The sequence below is a fragment of the Streptomyces sp. NPDC002125 genome (assembly GCF_053593715.1).
Genome location: NZ_JBSFDD010000044.1, coordinates 1 through 23,759, shown reverse-complemented (window position 1 = coordinate 23,759; position 23,759 = coordinate 1). Strand labels below are relative to the sequence as shown.

The window sequence follows — 23,759 nt, the reverse complement described above, 5'->3', positions numbered from 1 at the left end:
TCGGGGGCGGCCTCGCCCTGCTGTGCAACGCCGCCGCCGGGATCGGGGAGAATGGGCGCCATGAGCGCTCGACCGAACACAGAAGCTGCTGCGCAGCAGGCTGAGAACACCGCCCCCCACCGGGCCGGCTTCGCCTGCTTCGTGGGCCGCCCCAACGCGGGCAAGTCCACCCTCACGAACGCTCTGGTCGGTCAGAAGGTGGCGATCACCTCCAACCGCCCCCAGACCACCCGGCACACGGTCCGGGGCATCGTGCACCGCGACGACGCCCAGCTGATCCTGGTGGACACGCCCGGGCTCCACAAGCCGCGCACCCTGCTCGGGGAGCGGCTCAACGACGTCGTGCGGACCACCTGGGCCGAGGTCGACGTCATCGGCTTCTGCCTGCCCGCCGACCAGAAGCTCGGCCCCGGCGACAAGTACATCGTCAAGGAACTCGCCGGGATCAGGAAGACCCCGAAGATCGCGATCATCACCAAGACCGACCTGGTGGAGTCCAAGGCGCTCGCCGAGCAGCTGCTCGCCGTCTCCGCGCTGGCGGACGAGCTCGGCTTCGAGTGGGCGGAGATCATCCCGGTCTCCGCGGTCAAGGACCAGCAGGTCGGTCTGCTGGCGGACCTGATCGCCCCGCTCCTGCCGGAGAGCCCCCCGCTCTACCCGGAGGGCGACCTCACCGACGAGCCCGAGATGGTCATGGTCGCGGAGCTGATCCGCGAGGCCGCACTCGAAGGAGTACGGGACGAGCTGCCGCACTCCATCGCGGTGGTCGTCGAGGAGATGCTGCCGCGTGAGGACCGTCCGGCGGACAAGCCGCTGCTGGACATCCACGCGAACGTCTACATCGAGCGGCCCAGCCAGAAGGGCATCATCATCGGCCCGAAGGGCAAGCGACTCAAGGACGTCGGCACCAAGTCGCGCAAGCACATCGAGGCGCTGCTCGGCACGCCCGTCTTCCTGGACCTGCATGTGAAGGTCGCCAAGGACTGGCAGCGCGACCCGAAGCAGCTGCGCAAACTGGGCTTCTGAGACCGCGCGGCCCGGTCGGCGGAGTGCCGCCTCCCGGGCCTACGCGCCCTCCTTCAGGACCCGGGAGATCAGCGTCCGCTGCGCCTGCGTGAGCCGTGGGTCCGCGCAGTCGACCGTCCGGTCGCCCACCGTGATCCGGTAGCGGAAACCGTCCGGCACCCCCGCGGGCGGGCCGCCGTCACCGACGGCGAGCGCCGACTCGGCCAGGGCCTCCCATTCGGCCGCGTCGGGCCGTCCGCCGGTGTCGACCTCGCCGCGCCGTGCGATGCCGGCGAACCCGCCGGTGCGGCTCACCTGAATGCGCATGCGTCCTGCTCCTGCCTGGCCCCGTCCGGACGGGGCCGGCTCATATCTACCCGGTCAGCGTGTGGGCACGCCCACCTCCGACCATGCCTTCAGCACCGCCTCCGCCTCGTCGCCCTCCCCGAACCTGTGCTGCGCCGCCGCGACGGTCAGCTTGGCGAAGTCCGTGAAGGACGCGTCCTGGGCGAGTTCGCCGCCGGTCAGCACGTCGAACCAGATCCGGCCCGCCCGCTCCCAGGCGTTGCCGCCCAGAGCCGTGGCCAGCAGATAGAAGGCGCGGTTGGGGATGCCGGAGTTGATGTGGACCCCGCCGTTGTCCTCGTCCGTCTCGACGTAGTCGTCCATCGAGGCGGGCTGCGGGTCCTTGCCGAGCACATCGTCGTCGTACGCCGTGCCCGGGGCCTTCATCGAGCGCAGCGCCACACCGCTGACCCGGGGGGCGAGCAGCCCTTCGCCGATCAGCCAGTCGGCCTGGTCCGCGCTCTGGCCCAGCGAGTACTGCTTGACCAGGGAGCCGAAGACGTCGGACACCGATTCGTTGAGGGCGCCCGACTGGCCCTCGTACGCGAGGTTGGCGGTGTACTGGGTGAGCCCGTGCGCCAGCTCGTGGGCGATGACGTCGATCGCGATGGTGAAGTCGAGGAAGATCTCCCCGTCGCCGTCCCCGAAGACCATCTGCTCGCCGTCGAAGAACGCGTTGTTGTACTTCTCGTCGTAGTGCACGGAGCCGATGAGGGGCAGTCCCTTGCCGTCGATCGAGCTGCGGCCGTACTCCGTGAGCAGCAGGTCGAAGGTGGCGCCCAGCCCGGCGTACGCGCGGTTGACGCTGGCGTCGCGGGTGGGCTCGTCGCCCTCGTCGCGTACCTTGCGGCCCGGCAGGTCCGTGCCGTGCTCGCAGTCGTACAGGGTGCGGTGGGGCTTGCTGGGGACCGCGGCGGAGGTCACGGTCGCCTGCGGTGTCCAGGCCAGCGCGGTCACCTGCCGGTGGTGGCGCCGGGCCGCGTCGGCCTCCAGGGTGCGCCGTGCGGGATCGGCCAGGAGCGGGTCGTCGGCCTGGGACAGCTTGTCGAGGACGTGGGGCGGCACGATGGTGCAGAAGACGGGCTGGAGCCCGTTGTTCGGTCGAGGCTGCATGCAAATGACTGTGGCACTCCGTATCCACGCTGTCACTAATTGCGATTGCGATTGACGAAATAGAGTGATGTATCACCGTTCTGCCTGCATGAGGGCCTGATCCCGCATACTGATACGGACCGACGTAACAGGCGCCCCTCGGTTAGTGTTGCCGCATCATGCGTTTCGGGCTGCTCCTTCTTAGCTGCCGCGGCGAGGGCCTGTAGTCGTAGGCCGGCTCCCTCCCCGCGGAGTTCGCTGTTGCAGCGACACAGTCGGCCGCCCCTGCTGGACCTCAGAGGAGCCGTACGCCATGACCGCAGTGAACTCTTCCGCGCGCACCGATGCCGCAACCCCCGTCGGCGGACCCACCCCGGTGACCAACGCGACGCAGCTGCAGAAGCCTTCCGGGATGCCGGTCCACAAGTACCGCGGCTACGAGGCCGTGGACATCGCCGACCGCACGTGGCCGGACAACCGCATCACCGTGGCGCCCCGCTGGCTGTCCACCGACCTGCGTGACGGCAACCAGGCCCTGATCGACCCGATGTCGCCGGCCCGCAAGCGCGAGATGTTCGACCTGCTCGTACGCATGGGCTACAAGGAGATCGAGGTCGGCTTCCCGTCCTCCGGCGAGACCGACTTCGCGTTCGTACGCTCCATCATCGAAGAGGGCGCGATCCCCGAGGACGTGACGATCTCCGTCCTGACGCAGGCCCGCGAAGAGCTGATCGAGCGCACCGTCGAATCGCTGCGCGGCGCCCACCGGGCCACCGTCCACCTGTACAACGCCACCGCCCCCACCTTCCGCCGCGTGGTCTTCCGCGGCTCCAAGGAGGAGGTCAAGCAGATCGCCGTGGACGGCACGCGTCTGGTCATGGAGTACGCGGACAAGATCCTGGGCGACGAGACGATCTTCGGCTACCAGTACAGCCCGGAGATCTTCACCGACACCGAGCTGGACTTCGCCCTGGAGGTCTGCGAGGCGGTCTGCGACGTCTGGCAGCCCGAGGAGGGCCGCGAGATCATCCTGAACCTGCCCGCCACCGTGGAGCGTTCGACGCCCTCCACCCACGCGGACCGCTTCGAGTGGATGTCGCGCAACCTGACCCGCCGCGAGTACGTCTGCCTGTCGGTCCACCCGCACAACGACCGCGGTACGGCCGTCGCCGCCGCAGAGCTGGCCATCATGGCCGGTGCCGACCGCATCGAAGGCTGCCTGTTCGGCCAGGGCGAGCGCACCGGCAACGTCGACCTGGTCACCCTGGGCATGAACCTCTTCTCGCAGGGCGTCGACCCGCAGATCGACTTCTCGCAGATCGACGAGATCCGCCGCACCAGCGAGTACTGCAACCAGATGGAGGTCCACCCGCGCCACCCCTACGCGGGCGACCTGGTCTACACCGCCTTCTCCGGCTCCCACCAGGACGCCATCAAGAAGGGCTTCGACGCCATGGAGGCCGACGCCGCCTCCCGGGGGAAGACCGTCGACGACATCGAGTGGGCCGTGCCGTACCTGCCGATCGACCCGAAGGACGTCGGCCGCTCCTACGAGGCCGTCATCCGGGTCAACTCGCAGTCCGGCAAGGGCGGGATCGCCTACGTCCTGAAGAACGACCACAAGCTGGACCTGCCGCGCCGGATGCAGATCGAGTTCTCCCGGATCATTCAGGCCAAGACCGACGCCGAGGGCGGCGAGGTCACCCCGTCCCAGATCTGGTCGACCTTCCGGGACGAGTACCTGCCCAGCCCCGAAAACGCCTGGGGGCGCGTGCAGATCCGCTCGGGCCAGACGACGACCGGTTCCGACGGCCAGGACACGATCACCGTCGAGGCGACCGTCGACGGCACGGACACGGTGCTGAGCGGCACGGGCAACGGCCCGATCTCCGCGTTCTTCGAGGCGCTGCAGGCCATCGGCATCGACGCCCGTCTGCTGGACTACACCGAGCACACGATGAGCGAGGGCGCGAGCGCCCAGGCCGCCTCCTACATCGAGTGCGCCATCGACGGCAAGGTCCTGTGGGGCATCGGTATCGACGCCAACACCACGCGCGCCTCGCTGAAGGCGGTCGTCTCCGCGGTCAACCGCGCGACCCGCTGACCCCGGTCGGCGGCATAGCGGACAAAATTCCGATACACCGCCGAACTGCCCGGCCCGCGAGCCCCGTTCACCCGTCGAGGGTGGGCGGGGTTCGGCCATATCCCGGTGTTGTGACGTCCGGGATACTGACGCCACATCACGCATGTGGCTAACATCACGTCCAACGCGGCAATGTTGCCGTGGAGTTACGGAGGTGTGCGACGTGCGGACAGCCAAAGGACAACGCGCCACAGGACTGCGTATCTGCGGCGTCCGCACCGTCTGGGACACCGTCGGCGACGGCGAGTTCTTCTGCCCGGGCTGCGGCGGCGACCGCAACTACCAGCGCCTCACCGGCCGCCACCGGCTCACGGTCCTCGGCCTGCCGCTCCTGAACCGGGGCAGTGCGGGACACGTCGTCGAATGCGTGGCGTGCCGGGCGCACTTCGCGACGGACACCCTCGACCGCCCCACCACCACCCGGTTCTCCGCGATGCTGCGGGAGGCCGTGCACACCGTCACGCTCGCCGTGCTCGCCGCGGGCGGCACCACCTCCCGTACGGTCCTGGAGACCGCAGCGGGGATCGTCCGTGACGCCGGACTCGACGACTGCACCCAGGAGCAGCTCTTCACCATCGTCGAGGTGCTCGCCGCCGACACCGGCCCCAGCGGTACGGCGGGACCCGCGGCCGAGGCCTGCGGCGCCGCCCTCGCCATCGAGCTGCACGAGGTCCTCAAGCCCCTCGCGCCGCACCTCGCCGTGGCCGGCCGGGAGGGCGTCCTGCTGCGGGGCGCCAGGATCGCGCTCGCCGACGGCCCGTACAGCCAGGCGGAGCGGGAGGTGCTGACCATGGTGGGCGGCGCGCTCCAGCTCTGTCCCGCCGACACCGCGGAACTGCTCGCGGCGGCGGCGCGTACACCCTCGTAGCCCTCCGGCGTACTCCCCGGGGAGTAACGGCCGTCCTCCGCCACCCCCGGCGGTAGCGGCCGTGTCCTTCCCCCGCGCGACGAATCGGCCTTCCCCGGCCGGGAGTCTGGACAGGTCCGACACCGTCCAGGAGGGGAGGGCCACGCCATGCGGGCCGAAACGGAGATCAGCGGCACACCACCGCGGCAGCGGCGGAGCAGAGGACCGGGGCGCAAGCTGCCGTGGCTGATCCTGGCGTTCTGGGTCGTCCTGATCGCCGTCGCTATGCCCTTCGCGGGCAAGCTCGGCGACGTCCAGCGCGACCGTGCCGTCGACTACCTGCCGGCGGGCGCGGACTCCACCCAGGTCGCGAGAATCCAGGACACCCTGCCCGGCGGGGAGTCGACCGACCTCGTCGTCGTCTACCACCGGGCCGGCGGGCTGACTGCCGAGGACCGGGCCACGGCGGGTGAGCAGATCGCCGCCGTCACACGGGAGCACGGCCTCCCCGCGGTGCCCGGGGGCGTCCCCTCCGACGACGGCACGACCCTGATGTTCCCGGTCTCCTCGACCGCGCCCGGCCAGGACCAGGAGGCCAGGACCGCCTTCGTCACGGACGTACGCGAACGGGCCGAGGGGGGCGGCGGGCTGAGCGCCGAGGTCGGCGGGCCCGGTGCGCTCGCCTCGGACGCCCAGGAGGTCTACACGTCCCTCGACGGGCCGCTGCTCTACACCACGGTGGGTGTCGTCGCGCTCCTGCTCATCCTGATCTACCGGAGTCCGTTCCTCTGGCTGGTCCCCCTGGTCGTCGCGGGCCTCGCCGACGTCCTGTCGATGGCGGTGGCCTACGGGCTGAACCAGGGCTTCGGCACGACCGTCAGCGGCCAGAGCTCAGCCGTCATGACCATCCTGGTCTTCGGCGCGGGCACGGACTACGCCCTGCTGCTCGTCGCCCGCTACCGCGAGGAACTGGGCCGCCTGGAACGGCCCGTGGACGCCATGGCCGCCGCGCTGCGCGGCTGCGGGCCCGCGGTCCTCGCCTCCTCGGGCACCGTCGCCGTGGGCATGCTGTGCCTCCTCGCCGCCGATCTCAACAGCAGCCGGGGCATGGGACCCATCGCGGCGGTCGGCGTGCTGTGCGCCCTCCTCGCGATGACGACCCTGCTCCCCGCCCTGCTCGTGATCCTGGGACGGCGCGTCTTCTGGCCGCTGACGCCCGCGTACGGCGCCGTGTCCCGGCAGCAGCGCTCGGTCTTCTCCGCCATGGGCGGTTCCGCCGGACGCCGCCCCGTGGCCGTGCTCGTCACCGGGGGCGTGCTGCTCGGGGCCCTGTCGCTCGGCGTGTTCGGCCTGCCCGGCGACCTGAAGCAGGAGGACTCGTTCACCAGCACGCCCGAGTCCATCAGCGCCATGGGGACGCTCGCCGCCGCCTTCCCCGAGCGGTCCACACAGCCGGTCACCGTGATCACCCCCACGGGGCAGGCCGACCGGACGCTCGCACGGGCCCGTGCGACCGAGGGTGTCGCCGGAGCCGAAAAGGGCCGCAGCGCCGGCGGATGGACCGAGCTCACCGTCACCGCCCAGGCCCCTCCGGAGTCGCCGGGGGAACGGGCCGTCATCGACACCCTGCGCGACACCCTCGACGGCAGCCACGTCGGAGGGCCCAGCGCCCAGCAGGCGGACCTGGAGGAGACCAACGCCCGCGACCTGAGGATCGTCGTCCCCCTGGTCGTCCTCGCCGTCCTGCTGATCCTGGTCGCACTCCTGCGCAGCCTCGTGGCCCCCCTGCTGCTCGTGGTGGCCGTGGTCGCCGTCTGGGGAGCCGCGCTCGGCATCGCCGGTCTCGTGCTGGAGCCGCTCCTCGGAATGGAGGGCACCGACCCGGGACTGCCCCTGCTCTCCTTCGTCTTCCTGGTCGCGCTCGGCGTCGACTACGGCATCTTCCTGATGCACCGGATGCGCGAGGAGTCCCTGGCCGGAGCCGGACCGACGGACGCCGCCCTCACGGCGCTGCGGACGACGGGCGGCGTCATCGCCTCGGCCGGACTCGTGCTCGCGGCCACCTTCGCCGTCCTCGTCAGCATGCCGATGACGGCCCTGGCCGAGATGGGCTTCGTCATCGCCGTCGGGGTGCTGCTGGACACGTTCCTGGTCCGCACCTACCTCGTGACCGCGGCGAGCGTGGCCCTGGGCCGCCGGATGTGGTGGCCGGGTCCTCTCGGCCGCGCACCGGCCGAAAATCTCCCCCACGCGCCGGAACTCGTGACAAGTCGCTGACGGCGACCCCCCGGCCGACCGAGGATGGCAGCGTGTCCGCTCCCCGCATCACGCGCCGAGGCGAGCGCGTCCTGGCGGTCGTCAACCGCGACCCCATGGACGCGCCGCACAGGCTGCGCACCGACGCCCTCCTGGCGGTGGGCGCCGGTGCGCTGTCGGCGGTGCTCGCCTTCACGACCGACGACGGGCGGTTCCCCGACACGACCGGGTGGCTCCTGCTGCTCGGCAGCGTCCTGGCCCTGGTTCGGCGGCGCAGCAACCCCGTCGCGGTGCTGCTCGCTATGGTCCTGCTGCTCATGACGTACCACGGCCTGGACAACTCCCACACGGCACCGATGCCGCAGACCTTCCTGGTGCTCTACACCGTGGCGGTGACCGGCCGCCCGCTGCGTACCCTGATCACCGGCTGCGGCGTGATCGCCGTGATGGTGTCCGTCGTCACCGCCATCGATGCCCATCACGGGCTCGAACTGCTGCGGATCTCCGGCTGGATCGCCGCCGTGCTCTTCTTCGGGGTGGACGTGCGCCTCTACCGCGGATACGTCGCCTCCATGGTGGAGCGCGCCGAACGCGCCGAACGCACCCGGGAGGAGGAGGCGCGGCGCAGGGTCGCCGAGGAGCGGCTGCGGATCGCCCGTGACCTGCACGACCTGCTCGCCCACAGCATCACCGTCATCGGGGTGCAGACCTCGGTCGCCTCGCACATCCTGACCGCCGCCCCGGACCGGCTGGACCGTGCGGCCGTCGCCCGGGCCCTCGACGACATCGCGGACACCTGCCGGGAGGCCCGTGCCGAACTGCGGACCACCCTCCAGGTGCTGCGTGACGGCTCCGACGGCGGCGAAGGGCCGCTGCCCGGCCTCGCCGCGCTCCCGGGCCTCGTACGGGCCGCGGAGACCGCCGGGGCGAGTGTGCGGCTGTCCGTACGCGCTCCGGAGAGCCCGGTCGCTCCGGCGACCGGGGCGGCGGCCTACCGGATCGTGCAGGAGGCGCTGACGAACGCCGTACGGCACGCGGGGCCGGGAGTGCGGATCGACGTGAGCGTGGAGGCGGACCCGGGTCACCCCGCGTTGCGGGTCGTCGTCGCCGACGACGGGGCCCCCTCGGGACGCCGTCCCCGGGAGGCCGCCGCCGGGCCCGGATTCGGCATCGTGGGCATGCGGGAACGGGCCCGCAGCTCCGGCGGCACCCTGGACGCGGCTCCTCTGGCGCGCGGGGGCTTCCAGGTCGCCGCCGTGCTGCCGCTGCCCGGGCTCCCCACCGAGAACGTCCGGCCCGAGGGGGCGGTCCGGTGATCCGGGTCCTGCTCGCCGACGACCAGAGGCTGGTCAGGGCGGCCTTCGCGATGCTCGTCGGGTCCGACCCGGACATGACCGTCGTCGCCGAGGCCGGCACCGGCCTGGAGGCGGTCGAGAAGGCCCGCTCGGCACGGGCCGACCTCGTGGTCATGGACATCCGGATGCCCGAGCTCGACGGCATCGAGGCCACCCGCCGCATCGCGGCCGACGAGGACCTCGCCGGAGTGAAGGTGCTGGTCCTGACGACGTACGACACCGACGACCACGTCGTGGAGGCGCTGCGCGCGGGTGCCTCCGGCTTCCTGGTCAAGGACACGAGGGCCCGCCGAACTCCTCGCGGCCATCAGGACGGTCGCCGCGGGCGAGTCGTTGCTCTCGCCCGGCCCGACCGCGCGGCTCATCGCCCGGGTCCTCAGCGCGCCCGGCGCACCCGCCGTGGGCAGGCCGGGCGGCCCGGAGTGCCTCACGGACCGGGAGCGCCAGGTGCTCACCCTCGTAGCACGGGGCCTGAACAACACGGAGATCGCCGGGGCACTGGGCCTCAGCCCCCTCACCGCGAAGACCCATGTGAGCCGGATCATGGGCAAGCTGGACGCCCGGGACCGCGCGCAACTGGTGATCATCGCCTACGAGTCCGGGGCGGTCGTGCCCGCGGGGCGCCGGGAGTGAGGACCGCCTCCGGGCGCCGGCCCGGGTGCGCGACAATGGGCGCATGAGCTTGTTCCGGGACGACGGCGTCGTGCTGCGTACGCAGAAGCTGGGCGAGGCCGACCGGATCATCACGATCCTGACCCGCGGCCACGGGCGGGTGCGCGCCGTGGCGCGCGGGGTGCGCCGCACCAAGTCCAAGTTCGGGGCGCGGCTCGAACCCTTCTCCCATGTGGACGTGCAGTTCTTCGCACGCGGCAGCGAGCTCGTCGGCCGGGGCCTCCCGCTGTGCACCCAGAGCGAGACGATCGCCCCGTACGGCGGCGGGATCGTCTCCGACTACGCCCGCTACACCGCGGGCACCGCGATGCTGGAGACCGCCGAGCGCTTCACCGACCACGAGGGCGAGCCGGCGGTCCAGCAGTACCTCCTGCTCGTCGGCGGTCTGCGCACCCTGGCGCGCGCCGAGCACGCGCCGAATCTCATCCTGGACGCCTTCCTGCTGCGCTCCCTCGCCGTCAACGGCTACGCCCCGAGCTTCGACGACTGCGCCAAGTGCGGAATGCCCGGACCGAACCGGTTCTTCTCCGTCGCGGCGGGCGGCGTCATATGCGGCGACTGCCGGGTGCCCGGCAGCGTCGTACCCTCGGCGGAGGCCGTCGAACTGCTGAGCGCCTTGCTCACCGGTGACTGGGAGACGGCGGACGCGTCCGAGGCGCGTCATGTCAGGGAGGGGAGCGGGCTCGTGTCCGCCTACCTGCACTGGCATCTGGAGCGCGGTCTGCGCTCGCTGCGGTACGTAGAGAAGTGACACAGGGAGACGAGAGAAGCCCATGGCAGTACGCGGGATGCTCGGCGGCCGTAACCGGCGTGAGTACAAGACCCCCGAGCCGCACCCCTCCGGCGCCACCCCGCCGAAGATCCCCGGCGAGCTCGTGCCCAAGCACGTCGCCGTGGTGATGGACGGGAACGGCCGCTGGGCCAAGGAGCGGGGCCTCCCGCGCACCGAGGGCCACAAGGTCGGCGAGGGCGTCGTCATGGACGTCCTCAAGGGCTGTATCGAGATGGGCGTCAAGAACCTCTCGCTGTACGCCTTCTCCACGGAGAACTGGAAGCGTTCCCCGGAGGAGGTGAAGTTCCTGATGAACTTCAACCGGGACGTCATCCGCCGCCGGCGTGACGAGATGGACGAGCTCGGCATCCGCATCCGCTGGGTGGGCCGCATGCCGAAGCTGTGGAAGTCGGTCGTCCAGGAGCTCCAGGTCGCCCAGGAGCAGACCAAGGACAACGACAAGATGACGCTGTACTTCTGCGTCAACTACGGCGGCCGGGCCGAGATCGCCGATGCCGCGCAGCGCATCGCCGAGGACGTCGCGGCGGGGAAGCTCGACCCCTCGAAGGTCAACGAGAAGACGTTCGCGAAGTACATCTACTACCCGGACATGCCGGACGTGGACCTCTTCGTGCGCCCCAGCGGTGAGCAGCGCACGTCCAACTACCTGATCTGGCAGAGCGCGTACGCCGAGATGGTCTTCCAGGACGTCCTGTGGCCGGACTTCGACCGCCGCGACCTCTGGAACGCCTGCCTGGAGTTCGCCCGGCGCGACCGGCGCTTCGGCGGTGCCGAGGAGATCACCAAGGGCTGAGCCCGGCGGCGGCGGGGGACCGGTGAGGGCCCCCGCCGTACGTCAGCTCCGCCCGGCCGCGCAGTCGGCGCAGGTGCCGAAGATCTCCACGGTGTGGGCCACGTTCACATAGCCGTGCTGCGAGGCGATGGTCTCGGCCCACTGCTCCACCGCGGGGCCCTCCACCTCGACGGCCTTGCCGCAGACGCGGCACACCAGATGGTGGTGGTGGTCACCGGTCGAGCAGCGCCGGTAGACCGCCTCGCCGTCCGTCGTGCGCAGGACGTCCACCTCGCCGGCGTCGGCGAGGGACTGGAGCGTGCGGTAGACCGTGGTCAGCCCGACCGAGTCGCCCCGGTGCTTGAGCACGTCGTGCAGGTCCTGGGCGCTGCGGAACTCGTCGACCTCGTCGAGCGCCGCCGCGACCGCCGCCCGCTGCCGGGTGGACCGGCCGCGTACCGGTGCCGCGTTCGTGCCACTGATCGGCGCCGTCGCCACAGCTGCCTCCTCGTGTCGCCCGTACGTATGTCGGGCCATTGTGCCAGCCCTTCCCGGCGGCACGGTCACACCCGCACGTCGTCCGACGCGGGGCGGGCCGCCGGTACCTCAAGGGTGCACCGGTCGTCCTCGCCCTTGTGTTCCTTGGCGCGCCTGCGGGCCAGCGGCGTGGCGAGCGCCGTCAGCAGCACGAACGCGGCGATGGCGAGCAGCACGATCGTCGCGCCGGGCGGCACGTCCTGGTAGTACGAGGTCACGGTGCCGGCCAGGGTGACGGCCGTACCGATGACGACGGCCAGGACGAACGTCACCTTGAAGGACTTCGAGATCTGCTGGGCGGCGGCGACGGGCACCACCATCAGCGCGCTGACCAGAAGGAGGCCGACGACCCGCATCGCCACGGTGACGGTGACCGCGGCCGTGACGGCGACCAGCAGGTTGAGCACGCGCACCGGCAGCCCGGTGACCCGGGCGAACTCCTCGTCCTGGCTGACCGCGAACAGCTGCCGCCGCAGCCCCACGGTGACCAGCACCACGAAGGCGGCCAGCGCGACGATCGCGACGACGTCCTCCTCGGAGACCGTCGAGAGGGAGCCGAAGAGATACGAGGTCAGGTTGGCGTTGGAGCCGGTGTCCGAGAGGTTGATCAGCATCACCCCGCCCGCCATGCCGCCGTAGAACAGCATGGCCAGCGCGATGTCGCCCCGGGTGCGTCCGTACCAGCGGATGAGCTCCATCACGACCGAACCGGCGACGGCGACGAGTGTCGCCATCCAGACCGGGTTGGTGGAGAGCAGGAAGCCGAGGCCGACACCGGTCATCGCGACATGGCCGATGCCGTCGCCCATCAGGGCCTGGCGGCGCTGGACCAGATAGATGCCGATGGCGGGGGCGGTGATGCCGACCAGGACGGCCGCGATCAGGGCCCGCTGCATGAAGGGGGGGTTCAGGAATTCGAGCATGATCAGGTCAGCAGTCCCGTCCGGACGGGCTCGGTGGCCGCGTGGGGGTGTACGTGGTCGTGGCCGGGCAGCGCGTGCTGTCCCACGGCCTCGGGGGGCGGCCCGTCGTGCATGACGCATCCGTCGCGCAGGACGATCGCCCGGTCGATCAGGGGCTCCAGGGCGCCGAGCTCGTGCAGGACGAGCAGCACCGTCGCCCCGCCCGCGACCTGCTCGCGCAGGGTCGAGGCGAGGATCTCCTGGCTGGCCAGGTCGACGCCCGCCATGGGCTCGTCCATGATCAGCACCTCGGGCTCGGCGACGAGCGCGCGGGCGATCAGCACCCGCTGGTGCTGGCCGCCGGAGAGGGCGCTCACGGAGTCCTTGGCCCGGTCGGAGAGGCCGACGAGCTCGATGGCCCGGTCCACGGCCGCCCGGTCCGCCTTGCCCGGCAGCCTGAACTTCGTACGCGAGAGCCGCCCGGAGGCGACGACCTCGCGGATCGTGGCGGGGACACCGCCCGCCGCCGTGGTGCGCTGCGGTACGTAACCGACGCGGGCCCACGAGCGGAAGCGGCGCAGCGGGGTGCCGAACAGCTCGACGGTCCCGCCGGTCAGCGGCACCTGGCCGATCACGGAGCGTACGGCGGTGGACTTGCCGGAGCCGTTGGCACCGAGCAGGGCCACGACCTCGCCGCGGTGGACGGTGAGGTCGACACCGCGCAGCACCGGGCGCGAACCGAGCGTCGCCGTGGCTCCGCGCATGCTGATCACGGCTTCTGGCGTACTGGGCTCGGGCACGATCGCCTCCGGTGCTGCGACGGGTCGGGGTGTTGCTCGGGTCACTTCGCGCCGAGGGCCTTCTGCAGCGCGGTCAGGTTGGACTCCATGACCTCGACGTAGTCAGCGCCCGCGGACTTGCCGGTAATTCCCTCCAGCGGGTCCAGGACGCCGGTCTTCAGGCCGAGGTCCTTCGCCAGGGTCTTGGCGGTCTTGTCGCTGGCGAGCGTCTCGAAGAACACCGTGGTGGCCTTGGACTCCTCGGCGACGTGGTGGATCTCGTCGATCCGGGCGGGGCTGGGCTCGGCCTCGGGGTCGATGCCGGCGATGCCCTCCTGAGTGAGGCCGTAGCGCTCGGCGAGGTATCCGAAGGCGGAGTGCGTGGTGATGAAGGTCTTCGTCGCCGTGTTCTTCAGCCCGCTCTCGTAGGCCTTGTCGAGCTTGTTCAGCTCGGCGACGAGGGTCTCCGTGTTCTTGCGGTAGTCCGCCGCGTTGTCGGGGTCGGCCTTCTCCAGCGACTTCCCGACGCCCTCGGCGACCTCGGCGTACTTCACCGGGTCCAGCCAGATGTGCGGGTCGAGGCCCGCCTCCTCGCCCTCGTGCTCCTCGTGCTCCTCGCCCTCCTCGGCACCGTGGTCGTGGCCGACCTCCGAGCCGTGGCTCTCCAGCGTGGTCAGCGTGGCGGCGTCCACGGTGTTCTTGACGCCGGCCTGCGCGACGGCGTCGTCGACGGCGGGCTGGACGTTCTTGAGGTAGAGGATGTAGTCGGCGTCGCTCAGACCGCCGATCTGCTGGGGGGAGAGCTCCAGGTCGTGCGGCTCCACGCCCGGCTTCGTCAGCGAGGTCACGGAGACATGGGTCCCGCCGATCTCCTCGGCGAGGAACTGCATCGGGTAGAAGGACGCCACCACATCCAGCTTGCCGTCGCTCCCGCTCTCGGCCGCGTCGGAGGAGGAGCAGGCGGACAGCGCGGTGAGGCCGAGCGCGACTGCTCCGGCGACGGCGGCGGTGGGTATGAGGCGACGTACGTTCATGACAGTCATTTTCAACAAAACTGGAAACGATTGTCAACAAGGCTGATGAGATGCCCGGAACCGAGCTCCATGACCGCGATGCGCCCCACCGATTTGATCCAGGGGGTGCGCCCGCCGGTAATCTGAGGTATTCGCCCGCCCGTCTCCTGATCACCACCCCCCACCGAGGCGCCGCGCGCCGTCCCTGTCCCATTTCGCCGTCGTAATGAAGAGAGCACCGTGGCCGCCGAGAAGATCGACACCATCGTCAGCCTGAGCAAGCGCCGTGGCTTCGTCTATCCCTGCAGTGAGATCTACGGCGGCCAGCGGGCCGCCTGGGACTACGGGCCGCTGGGCGTCGAGCTGAAGGAGAACCTCAAGCGCCAGTGGTGGCGTTACATGGTGACCGCGCGCGAGGACGTGGTCGGCATCGACTCGTCGGTCATCCTGGCCCCCGAGGTCTGGGTCGCGTCCGGTCACGTCGCCACGTTCTCCGACCCGCTCACCGAGTGCACCTCCTGTCACAAGCGCTACCGCGCCGACCACCTGGAGGAGGCGTACGAGGAGAAGCACGGCAAGCCGCCCGTGAACGGCCTGGCCGACCTCAACTGCCCCAACTGCGGCAACAAGGGCACCTTCACCGAGCCCAAGGCCTTCTCGGGGCTCCTCTCCACCCACCTCGGCCCGACCCAGGACACCGGCTCGGTCGCCTACCTGCGCCCCGAGACCGCCCAGGGCATCTTCACCAACTTCGGCCAGGTGCTCCAGACCTCGCGCAAGAAGCCGCCGTTCGGCATCGCGCAGATGGGCAAGTCCTTCCGGAACGAGATCACTCCGGGCAACTTCATCTTCCGCACGCGCGAGTTCGAGCAGATGGAGATGGAGTTCTTCGTCAAGCCGGGCGAGGACGAGCAGTGGCAGGAGTACTGGATGGAGCAGCGCTGGAACTGGTACACCGGTCTCGGCCTGCGCGAGGAGAACATGCGGTGGTTCGAGCACCCGCAGGAGAAGCTCTCCCACTATTCCAAGCGCACCGCTGACATCGAGTACCGCTTCCGCTTCGGCGGCAGCGAGTGGGGCGAGCTGGAGGGTGTCGCGAACCGCACGGACTACGACCTCACCGCCCACTCCAAGGCCTCCGGCACGGACCTCGTCTACTTCGACCAGGAGAAGGGCGAGCGCTACACGCCGTACGTCATCGAGCCCGCGGCCGGTGTCGGCCGTTCGCTGCTGGCCTTCCTCCTCGACGCCTACAGCGAGGACGAGGCGCCCAACGCCAAGGGCGTCATGGAGAAGCGCGCCGTGATGCGCCTCGACCCGCGCCTGGCGCCGGTCAAGGTCGCCGTCCTGCCGCTGTCCCGCAACGCCCAGCTCTCGCCGAAGGCCAAGGGCCTCGCGGCCGACCTGCGGCAGAACTGGAACATCGAGTTCGACGACGCGGGCGCCATCGGCCGCCGCTACCGCCGCCAGGACGAGATCGGCACGCCGTTCTGTGTCACCGTCGACTTCGACACCCTGGACGACAACGCGGTGACCGTGCGCGAGCGCGACACGATGAAGCAGGAGCGCGTCTCCCTGGACCAGATCCAGAGCTACCTCGGCTCACGTCTGCTGGGCTGCTGACACCCGCCTGTGTGCGTGAGGCCCCCGGTTCCGGGTACGGAACCGGGGGCTTCGTCGTACGGTCCACCGGAGCCCCCGACGCCGTTCCGGGAGGTACGCCATGCCGTCGATCACCACCAGCAAGGTCAGCAGATGGGACCAGCACGGCCGTGAACACGTCGTGCAGATACGGAAGTCGGGCGTCACACGGCAGTTGAGCTGCTCCACCTGCGCCTGGCGGCGCTCGGCGCAGTTCCTGCCCTGGCTCAAGGCCGAGGAGCACCTGGCGGAGGTCCACCAGGCGACGGTCGACCCGACGGCCTGAACCCTCTCCGGCAGTCCCGGACCCTCGGGCGGCCGGAAAACCCGGTGCGGCGCCTGCGGGGAGGGGGGTACGGTTTCCGTATGTCTTCGTTCTTCCAGATCTACGAGTGAGAGTGCGGCGGGTGCACAGACCCCGCCGCAACCCGGGGGCCGGCGCGACCGCCCTCGATCACCTTCACCTGACTCACTTCACCTTCCGTAGGGGAGAACACCATGGCCAAGAGCCGTAACAACCTTCTCGGCGTGGGCGGACAGCGCAAGAAGCTGTCCCGCGCCGACCAGCAGGGCGCGGGCTCCGCGCGCGTCGCCGACCGCAAGGTCGCCGAGGACAAGAAGCAGGAGCTGGTCCGCAAGATGCGCGAGCGCGCCGCCGCCGCCGAGGCCGCGTCGGCGCAGGACGCCCCGGCCGAGAGCTGACCTCCTCGCAGCACCCTTCACACCGTGGGCCCGGACCGTCGTCGACGGTCCGGGCCCACGGCCGTGCGGAGCCTCCCGAGCCTGAGGCCCGTCCGAGCGGGGCCCTACGCGGGCCTGAGGCCCGTCCGGGAGGAGCTTGAAGCGGTGCTGGGCCGGTCCGAGACGGCCCGCCTGATGCGGGCCCCGGGCGGGCGGATCCGTGCCGCGGGCGGCGTGCGGGACAATGGGTGCCATGACCACGCTCGCCCCCGCCCTCCCGCTGCTCCGGATCGGCCCGCACACCGTGCAGCCGCCGGTGGTGCTGGCCCCCATGGCCGGGATCACCAATGCCCCCTTCCGCACCCTGTGCCGTGAGTTCTCCGGCGGCAAGGGGCTGTTCGTCAGCGAGATGATCACCACGCGGGCGCTGGTCGAGCGCAACGAGAAGACCATGCAGCTCATCCACTTCGACGCGAGCGAGACCCCGCGCTCCATCCAGCTCTACGGAGTGGACCCGGTCACCGTCGGCAAGGCGGTCCGGATGATCGTCGACGAGAACCTCGCCGACCACATCGACCTGAACTTCGGCTGCCCGGTCCCCAAGGTCACCCGCAAGGGCGGCGGCTCCGCCCTCCCGTACAAGCGGCCCCTGCTCCGCGCGATCCTCCGTGAGGCCGTGGCGCAGGCCGGCGAGCTCCCCGTCACCATCAAGATGCGCAAGGGCATCGACGACGACCACATGACCTACCTCGACGCCGGCCGCATCGCCGTCGAGGAGGGCATCACCGCCGTCGCCCTGCACGGCAGGACCACCGCCCAGCACTACGGCGGCACCGCCGACTGGGACGCCATCGCGCGGCTCAAGGAGCACGTCCCCGAGATCCCCGTCCTCGGCAACGGCGACATCTGGTGCGCCGACGACGCCCTGCGGATGATGCGCGAGACCGGCTGCGACGGAGTGGTCGTGGGCCGCGGCTGCCTCGGCCGCCCCTGGCTCTTCGGCGACCTGGTCAGCGCCTTCGAGGGCACGGGGACGAGGCAGGCGCCCACCCTGCGCCAGGTCGCGGACGTCATGCTGCGCCACGCGACGCTGCTGGGGGAGTGGATCGGCGACGAGAGCAGGGGCGTGATCGACTTCCGCAAGCACGTCGCCTGGTACCTCAAGGGCTTCGCGGTCGGCTCGGACATGCGCAGGCGGCTCGCGGTCACCTCGTCGCTGGAGGAGCTCGGCGGACAGCTCCAGGAGCTCGACCTCGACCAGCCCTGGCCGGACGGGGCGGACGGCCCCCGGGGGCGTACCTCCGGCAACAACCGGGTCGCGCTGCCGGACGGCTGGCTCAAGGACCCGTACGACTGCGCGGGCGTGGGAGCCGACGCCGAGCTGGACACCTCGGGCGGCTGAGCGCACCCAGGACCAGGGGCACCGAGTGCCCCGCACGACAGCCCGCTCATATGAGCGGGCTTTTGTCGTACGTCACGGGCTGTTCACCGAGGAATGGCCGAGGTGCGTGCCTGTCCGCTCCCTGTGTGCGACCGCATCTCACCCTCTGTCCACGTGGCGTGAGGGTAGTGTGACCCGCTGTGGTCCGCGAGGCGTCCAGATGGTGACATCTGAGCGCACGCCGGGGCGTGATTCTCGCCACCCCTGAGGGTGGTTTGGCTCAGATGAGCGCTCTTCTGCTTGCTGTACTTCTCAAATGGTGGCACTGGGTGCCAGTCGAGTTTACTTTGATCGATCAAGCCATCCATCACAGTCCGTGCTGAGTCGAGGAAATGGCCGGACTCTCCGTAATCTTTCCTTCAAGAGATGAACGATCTCCACCACCGATGGGCGCGGGGGCGTCACTTTCGATCTGCTGGCGGACGGGTGGTTGAGACCTCATGACGCGCAAGTGGCCGTACCCAGACACCTTCGATCTGGGTATGTTCCTCGCCGTCAGGGCAGCCACCGCGTCCTCGAGGAGTCGAGACCCGTGTCGGAAAACAAAGACCCCCAGAAGTTCGTCTACGACTTCACCGAGGGCAACAAGGATCTGAAGGATCTTCTGGGCGGCAAGGGCGCCAACCTCGCCGAGATGACCAATCTCGGGCTGCCCGTCCCTCCCGGCTTCACCATCACGACCGAGGCCTGCAAGGTCTACCTCGACAGCGGTGACGAGCCGGTCGAGCTGCGCGACGAGGTGAGTGCGCACCTCTCCGCCCTCGAACAGCGGATGGGCAAGACGCTGGGCCAGGCCGACGACCCGCTGCTGGTCTCCGTGCGGTCCGGCGCCAAGTTCTCGATGCCCGGCATGATGGACACGGTCCTCAACATCGGCCTCTCCGACGCCTCGGTCGTCGGCCTCGCCGCGCAGGCCGGCGACGAGCGCTTCGCCTGGGACTCCTACCGCAGGCTGATCCAGATGTTCGGCAAGACCGTGCTCGGGGTCGACGGCGATCTCTTCGAGGAGGCGCTGGAGGCCGCGAAGGAGGCCAAGGGCGTCACCGTCGACGTGGACCTCGACGCGGCCGACCTGAAGAAGCTGGTCAAGCAGTTCAAGAAGATCGTCACCCGCGACGCCGGGCGCGACTTCCCGCAGGACCCGCGCGAGCAGATGGACCTGGCCATAAAGGCGGTCTTCGACTCGTGGAACACCGACCGGGCCAAGCTCTACCGCCGCCAGGAGCGCATCCCCGGCGACCTCGGCACGGCCGTCAACGTCTGTTCGATGGTCTTCGGCAACCTCGGCCCCGACTCCGGCACGGGCGTCGCCTTCACCCGTGACCCGGCCAGCGGCCACCAGGGCGTCTACGGCGACTACCTGCAGAACGCGCAGGGCGAGGACGTCGTCGCCGGTATCCGCAACACGGTGCCGCTCGCCGAGCTGGAGTCGATCGACAAGGCGTCGTACGACCAGCTGATGAAGATCATGGAGACGCTGGAGACCCACTACAAGGATCTCTGCGACATCGAGTTCACCATCGAGCGCGGCCAGCTCTGGATGCTCCAGACCCGCGTCGGCAAGCGCACCGCCGGTGCCGCCTTCCGCATCGCGACCCAGCTCGTCGACCAGGGCCTCATCGACGAGGCCGAGGCGCTCCAGCGGGTCAACGGCGCCCAGCTCGCGCAGCTGATGTTCCCGCGCTTCGACGACGAGGCCGCCACCGTGCTCCTCGGCCGGGGCATCGCCGCGTCCCCAGGCGCGGCCGTGGGCAAGGCCGTCTTCGACTCGTACACCGCCGTCAAGTGGTCGCGGTCGGGCGAGAAGGTCATCCTCATCCGCCGCGAGACCAACCCCGACGACCTCGACGGCATGATCGCCGCCGAGGGCATCCTGACCTCGCGCGGCGGCAAGACCTCGCACGCCGCGGTCGTCGCACGGGGCATGGGCAAGACCTGTGTCTGCGGCGCCGAGGAGATCGAGGTCGACACCAAGCGCCGCCGGCTGACCGTCGGGAACACCGTGGTGGAGGAGGGCGACCTCGTCTCCGTCGACGGCTCCACCGGCAAGGTGTACCTCGGCGAGGTACCCGTCGTACCGTCCCCGGTCGTCGAGTACTTCGAGGGCCGCATGCACGCGGGCGCCGACGACGCCGACGAACTCGTCGCCGCCGTGCACCGGATCATGGCGTACGCGGACCGGGTGCGCCGGCTGCGCGTACGGGCCAACGCGGACAACGCCGAGGACGCCCTGCGGGCCCGCCGCTTCGGCGCCCAGGGCATCGGCCTGTGCCGCACCGAGCACATGTTCCTCGGCGAGCGCCGCGAGATGGTCGAGAAGCTGATCCTCGCGGACACCGACGACGAGCGGGAGGCGGCGCTCGCCGCGCTGCTGCCGCTCCAGAAGGCCGACTTCATCGAGCTGTTCGAGTCGATGGACGGGCTGCCCGTCACCGTCCGGCTGCTCGACCCGCCGCTCCACGAGTTCCTGCCGGACATCACCGAGCTCTCCGTGCGGGTCGCGCTCGCCGAGTCCCGCAAGGACGCCAACGAGAACGATCTGCGCCTGCTCCAGGCCGTGCACAAGCTCCACGAGCAGAACCCGATGCTGGGCCTGCGCGGAGTCCGCCTCGGCCTGGTCATCCCGGGGCTGTTCGCGATGCAGGTCAGGGCGATCGCCGAGGCCGCCGCCCAGCGCAAGAACGCCAAGGGCGACCCGCGCGCCGAGATCATGATCCCGCTCGTCGGCACCGTCCAGGAGCTGGAGATCGTCCGCGAGGAGGCCGACCGGGTCATCGCGGAGGTCGAGGAGGCCACCGGCACGCAGCTGAAGCTGACCATCGGCACGATGATCGAGCTGCCCCGCGCCGCGCTGACCGCCGGTCAGATCGCCGAGGCCGCGCAGTTCTTCTCCTTCGGCACGAACGACCTCACCCAGACGGTGTGGGGCTTCTCCCGCGACGACGTGGAGGCCTCGTTCTTCACCGCGTACCTGGAGAAGGGCATCTTCGGGGTGTCGCCGTTCGAGACCATCGACAAGGACGGCGTCGGCGCCCTCGTGCGCAGCGCCGTGGAGGCCGGCCGGGTCACCCGCCCGGACCTCAAGCTCGGCGTCTGCGGTGAGCACGGCGGAGACCCGGAGTCGGTGCACTTCTTCCACGAGGTGGGCCTCGACTACGTCTCCTGCTCGCCGTTCCGCATTCCGGTCGCACGGCTGGAAGCGGGCCGGGCCGCAGCCGAATCCAGGGGCAGCGACAGCCGCTGAGACCGGGCTGAGGGCCCTCGGCACGACTCCGGTGCCGCCCGCGGATCACATCCACCCTCATCGGTCCGCGGGCGGAGCCGGATTACCAGGAAGCGGCGGCACCCTGTGCGGGGGTGCCGCCGCTTCATCAATTGAATGGCGAACCGTTCAACGTTGTTTCTTTTCACCGTTCGGTGCGCAAATAAAGGGCCGGCCGCCCGCCGGATGCGGTCCGGGGATCCCCATCCCCGGACCGCACCCGCTTACCCCTGCCGGGTACGGAGCCGCACCGTCGTTCACCGCCGCCGAACGGGCAAAGCCCCCCACGGCCCTCACCCGCTCTTTCGGTGACGCCGGATGCGTACCCGACGTCGTACAGCTTTTCGGCTGGGGCGGATGCGGGCGAGACATTTCAACTGTGGCCGAAACCCCGTGGTGACCTCCTGTGACGCCCCGCATACGCTTCGGTGGGGGCAATTGCGGGTGCAACAGGGGGGTTCGGTGCTGCGTATCCATGTGTCCGGGGTGGACCTTTCGCGTGTGCGGATGGCCACGAGGCCGGACGCGATGTGGGAGACCATTCTCAGCTTTCACCGGCTGAGGGACCGGCGGGGTTCCACCGTCTTCGGGAAATGGCGGACGGAATCCAGAACCAGGTTGGATGGTGAAGCACGTCTGCTGTCCACGGTCGTTCCACCTCGCGGCTATTTCCCGGACTTCCTGACGCCTTCTCAGGGGGGTCCGGAGCCATACGGGCTCGACGCCGGAATGGAGGCGCTGCGCGACACCCCGGCGGACCGCATCCACACGGAACTGGGCCTGCTGGCCGGACCCGCCCCCCTCGCGCGGCGGGCGTCCGCCCGGTCCCCGTCCGCCCCGGCGCTGCCCGAGGCGCTCGCCGAGGGGCGTACGGAGCCGCTGGGCCGGCTGATCACCACCCTGCGCGCCTACCACCGCGCGGCCGTCGAGCCCTACTGGCCGCACATCCGGGCCTGCGTCGAGGCCGACCGGGCCGTCCGGGGCCGCGCCCTGCTGGACGGCGGCGCCGACGAGCTGCTGGCCACCCTGCCCCCCATGATCCGCTGGCGCGCGCCGGTGCTGGAGGCGGACTACCCCGTCGACAGGGAACTGCGCCTGGACGGGCGGGGCCTGCTCCTTCAGCCCTCGTTCTTCTGCCGGGGCACCCCGGTCGTCTACCGCGACCCGGACCTCCCCCCGGTGCTCGTCTACCCCGTCACCCACCCCGGCGCCCCGGCCTTCGCCGAGCCGGGCCCCTGGCTCGGCCGGCTGGTCGGCCACACCCGCTCCACGGTCCTGCGCTCCATAGGCCACGGCTGTACGACGAGCGAGCTGGCCCGCAGGACCGGGGTGTCCCTGGCCTCGGCGAGCCAGCACGCCTGTGTGCTGCGCGAGGCGGGCCTGGTCCGCACCCTGCGCCACGGCGGCTCCGTCCTGCACACGCTCACCCCGCTGGGGGCGGCCCTGCTCAGGGGCGGCGCGCCGCTCGCCGTGTCCTGACGCCCACGACATCTCCTGGTGCCCACGACCTCTCCTGGCGCCCCGGGCGATGAGTTCCGCGCGCCGCAGCCGTCTACCCCTCGTAAGCGCTCGACAGGGCGCGGGGGAGCACCGCAGGGTGCCGGACGGAAGAGTGGAACCATCATGACCCAGCCTCAGATGATCTTCGTGAACCTGCCGGTCAAGGACCTGGAGCGGTCGAAGAACTTCTTCGGGAAGCTCGGCTACGGCTTCAACCCGCAGTTCAGCGACGAGTCGACGGCGTGTCTGGTCATCAGCGACACGATCTTCTCGATGCTCATCACCGAGCCGCGCTTCAAGGAGTTCACCAAGAAGGAGATCGCCGACGCGAGCAGGACGACCGAGGTCCTTCTCGCGCTGAGCGCCGAGAGCCGCGAGAAGGTCGACGAGCTGGCCGACGCCGCGCTGGCCAACGGCGGGTCCCCCGCCAACGACCCCATGGACGAGGGCTTCATGTACGGCCGGTCCTTCCAGGACCCGGACGGCCACATCTGGGAGGTCGTCTGGATGGACCCGGCGGCGGTCGAGGGCGGCCAGGCCTGACCCGCCCGGCACGCCCGTGCCGCTGCCGCGCGGCCCGGTGTGCCCGTGCGCGGCGTGGGGTGGCGGGGGCCCGCGCCCCCCCCCCCCCCCGGGGGGACGGGAGGCGCGGCAACGCCCCCCGACCCCCGAGGGGGTTGCCCCCCGGCCGGATACCCCCGAACACCCCCGCCCCGCGAAATA

General features: G+C 70.6%; 20 protein-coding genes and 1 pseudogene. 15 read left to right on the top strand and 6 right to left on the bottom strand.

All coding sequences use genetic code 11. The features are described from left to right. Nucleotides 1–51 precede the first annotated feature (51 nt). Complete coding sequence (gene era, locus ACWCQM_RS39360; RefSeq protein WP_208765916.1) at nt 52–1,026, top strand: GTPase Era; 975 nt, start codon at nt 52–54, stop codon at nt 1,024–1,026. 39 nt (nt 1,027–1,065) lie between these two features. Here the strand turns inward: era and ACWCQM_RS39355 are convergent, their stop codons facing one another. Further along, nucleotides 1,066–1,332 carry a protealysin inhibitor emfourin gene (locus tag ACWCQM_RS39355; protein ID WP_450919875.1) on the bottom strand — a complete coding sequence of 89 codons (267 nt, stop codon included), beginning with the start codon at nt 1,330–1,332 and terminating at the stop codon, nt 1,066–1,068. A gap of 54 nt (nt 1,333–1,386) precedes the next feature. Next, entirely contained in the window at nt 1,387–2,463 is a 1,077-nt protein-coding gene (locus tag ACWCQM_RS39350) for a M4 family metallopeptidase (protein WP_450919874.1), read from the bottom strand. A gap of 292 nt (nt 2,464–2,755) precedes the next feature. On the opposite strand from ACWCQM_RS39350, the gene leuA reads away from it, so the two are divergent. The 7 genes and pseudogenes from leuA (at nt 2,756) to ACWCQM_RS39315 (ending at nt 11,301) form a co-directional block, all read left to right on the top strand. Next, on the top strand, nt 2,756–4,546 hold the full coding sequence (leuA, locus tag ACWCQM_RS39345) for a 2-isopropylmalate synthase (RefSeq protein ID WP_450919873.1): 1,791 nt from the start codon (nt 2,756–2,758) through the stop codon (nt 4,544–4,546). A gap of 202 nt (nt 4,547–4,748) precedes the next feature. Further along, nucleotides 4,749–5,453, top strand: a complete 705-nt coding sequence (locus ACWCQM_RS39340) for a TerB family tellurite resistance protein (protein ID WP_450919872.1) — start codon at nt 4,749–4,751, stop codon at nt 5,451–5,453. A 264-nt stretch (nt 5,454–5,717) separates the two neighbouring features. Continuing rightward, on the top strand, nt 5,718–7,709 hold the full coding sequence (locus tag ACWCQM_RS39335) for an MMPL family transporter (RefSeq protein WP_450919895.1): 1,992 nt from the start codon (nt 5,718–5,720) through the stop codon (nt 7,707–7,709). A gap of 32 nt (nt 7,710–7,741) precedes the next feature. Next, the gene (locus ACWCQM_RS39330; RefSeq protein WP_450919871.1) at nt 7,742–9,004 is read left to right on the top strand and encodes a sensor histidine kinase; all 1,263 of its coding nucleotides are present in this window, start codon (nt 7,742–7,744) and stop codon (nt 9,002–9,004) included. Between the two features lie 50 nt (nt 9,005–9,054). After that, nucleotides 9,055–9,676 (top strand): annotated as a pseudogene (locus ACWCQM_RS39325) (response regulator). A 43-nt stretch (nt 9,677–9,719) separates the two neighbouring features. Then, a complete protein-coding gene (gene recO / locus ACWCQM_RS39320; protein WP_145801622.1) occupies nt 9,720–10,466 on the top strand; it encodes a DNA repair protein RecO in 747 nt (248 codons plus the stop codon). 22 nt (nt 10,467–10,488) lie between these two features. Then, nucleotides 10,489–11,301: an isoprenyl transferase gene (locus ACWCQM_RS39315; RefSeq protein WP_450919870.1), complete on the top strand. Its 813-nt coding sequence runs from the start codon at nt 10,489–10,491 to the stop codon at nt 11,299–11,301. A 42-nt stretch (nt 11,302–11,343) separates the two neighbouring features. Here the strand turns inward: ACWCQM_RS39315 and ACWCQM_RS39310 are convergent, their stop codons facing one another. The 4 genes from ACWCQM_RS39310 to ACWCQM_RS39295 form a co-directional block, all read right to left on the bottom strand. After that, nucleotides 11,344–11,778: a Fur family transcriptional regulator gene (locus tag ACWCQM_RS39310; RefSeq protein WP_450919869.1), complete on the bottom strand. Its 435-nt coding sequence runs from the start codon at nt 11,776–11,778 to the stop codon at nt 11,344–11,346. A gap of 65 nt (nt 11,779–11,843) precedes the next feature. Next, nucleotides 11,844–12,743 (bottom strand): metal ABC transporter permease, encoded by a 900-nt coding sequence (locus ACWCQM_RS39305; protein WP_450919894.1) that lies wholly within the window; start codon nt 12,741–12,743, stop codon nt 11,844–11,846. Next, nucleotides 12,743–13,519 carry a metal ABC transporter ATP-binding protein gene (locus ACWCQM_RS39300; RefSeq protein ID WP_450919868.1) on the bottom strand — a complete coding sequence of 259 codons (777 nt, stop codon included), beginning with the start codon at nt 13,517–13,519 and terminating at the stop codon, nt 12,743–12,745. The genes ACWCQM_RS39305 and ACWCQM_RS39300 overlap by 1 nt, the downstream gene beginning before the upstream one ends. 41 nt (nt 13,520–13,560) lie before the next feature. Then, complete coding sequence (locus ACWCQM_RS39295) at nt 13,561–14,532, bottom strand: metal ABC transporter substrate-binding protein (protein WP_450919867.1); 972 nt, start codon at nt 14,530–14,532, stop codon at nt 13,561–13,563. A 219-nt stretch (nt 14,533–14,751) separates the two neighbouring features. Between ACWCQM_RS39295 and ACWCQM_RS39290 the strand changes: the two genes are divergently transcribed. The 7 genes from ACWCQM_RS39290 (at nt 14,752) to ACWCQM_RS39260 (ending at nt 23,579) form a co-directional block, all read left to right on the top strand. Further along, nucleotides 14,752–16,134: a glycine--tRNA ligase gene (locus ACWCQM_RS39290; RefSeq protein WP_450919866.1), complete on the top strand. Its 1,383-nt coding sequence runs from the start codon at nt 14,752–14,754 to the stop codon at nt 16,132–16,134. A 100-nt stretch (nt 16,135–16,234) separates the two neighbouring features. After that, nucleotides 16,235–16,438, top strand: a complete 204-nt coding sequence (locus tag ACWCQM_RS39285) for a hypothetical protein (protein ID WP_450919865.1) — start codon at nt 16,235–16,237, stop codon at nt 16,436–16,438. A 212-nt stretch (nt 16,439–16,650) separates the two neighbouring features. Continuing rightward, a complete protein-coding gene (locus ACWCQM_RS39280; protein WP_450919864.1) occupies nt 16,651–16,854 on the top strand; it encodes a DUF6243 family protein in 204 nt (67 codons plus the stop codon). A gap of 232 nt (nt 16,855–17,086) precedes the next feature. Then, complete coding sequence (dusB, locus tag ACWCQM_RS39275) at nt 17,087–18,235, top strand: tRNA dihydrouridine synthase DusB (RefSeq protein WP_073747072.1); 1,149 nt, start codon at nt 17,087–17,089, stop codon at nt 18,233–18,235. Nucleotides 18,236–18,806: 571 nt separating this feature from the next. Continuing rightward, a complete protein-coding gene (ppdK, locus tag ACWCQM_RS39270) occupies nt 18,807–21,518 on the top strand; it encodes a pyruvate, phosphate dikinase (RefSeq protein WP_450919863.1) in 2,712 nt (903 codons plus the stop codon). Between the two features lie 480 nt (nt 21,519–21,998). Beyond that, complete coding sequence (locus ACWCQM_RS39265; RefSeq protein WP_450919862.1) at nt 21,999–23,015, top strand: ArsR/SmtB family transcription factor; 1,017 nt, start codon at nt 21,999–22,001, stop codon at nt 23,013–23,015. Nucleotides 23,016–23,159: 144 nt separating this feature from the next. Further along, a complete protein-coding gene (locus tag ACWCQM_RS39260; protein ID WP_450919861.1) occupies nt 23,160–23,579 on the top strand; it encodes a VOC family protein in 420 nt (139 codons plus the stop codon). The last annotated feature ends 180 nt before the right edge of the window (nt 23,580–23,759 follow it).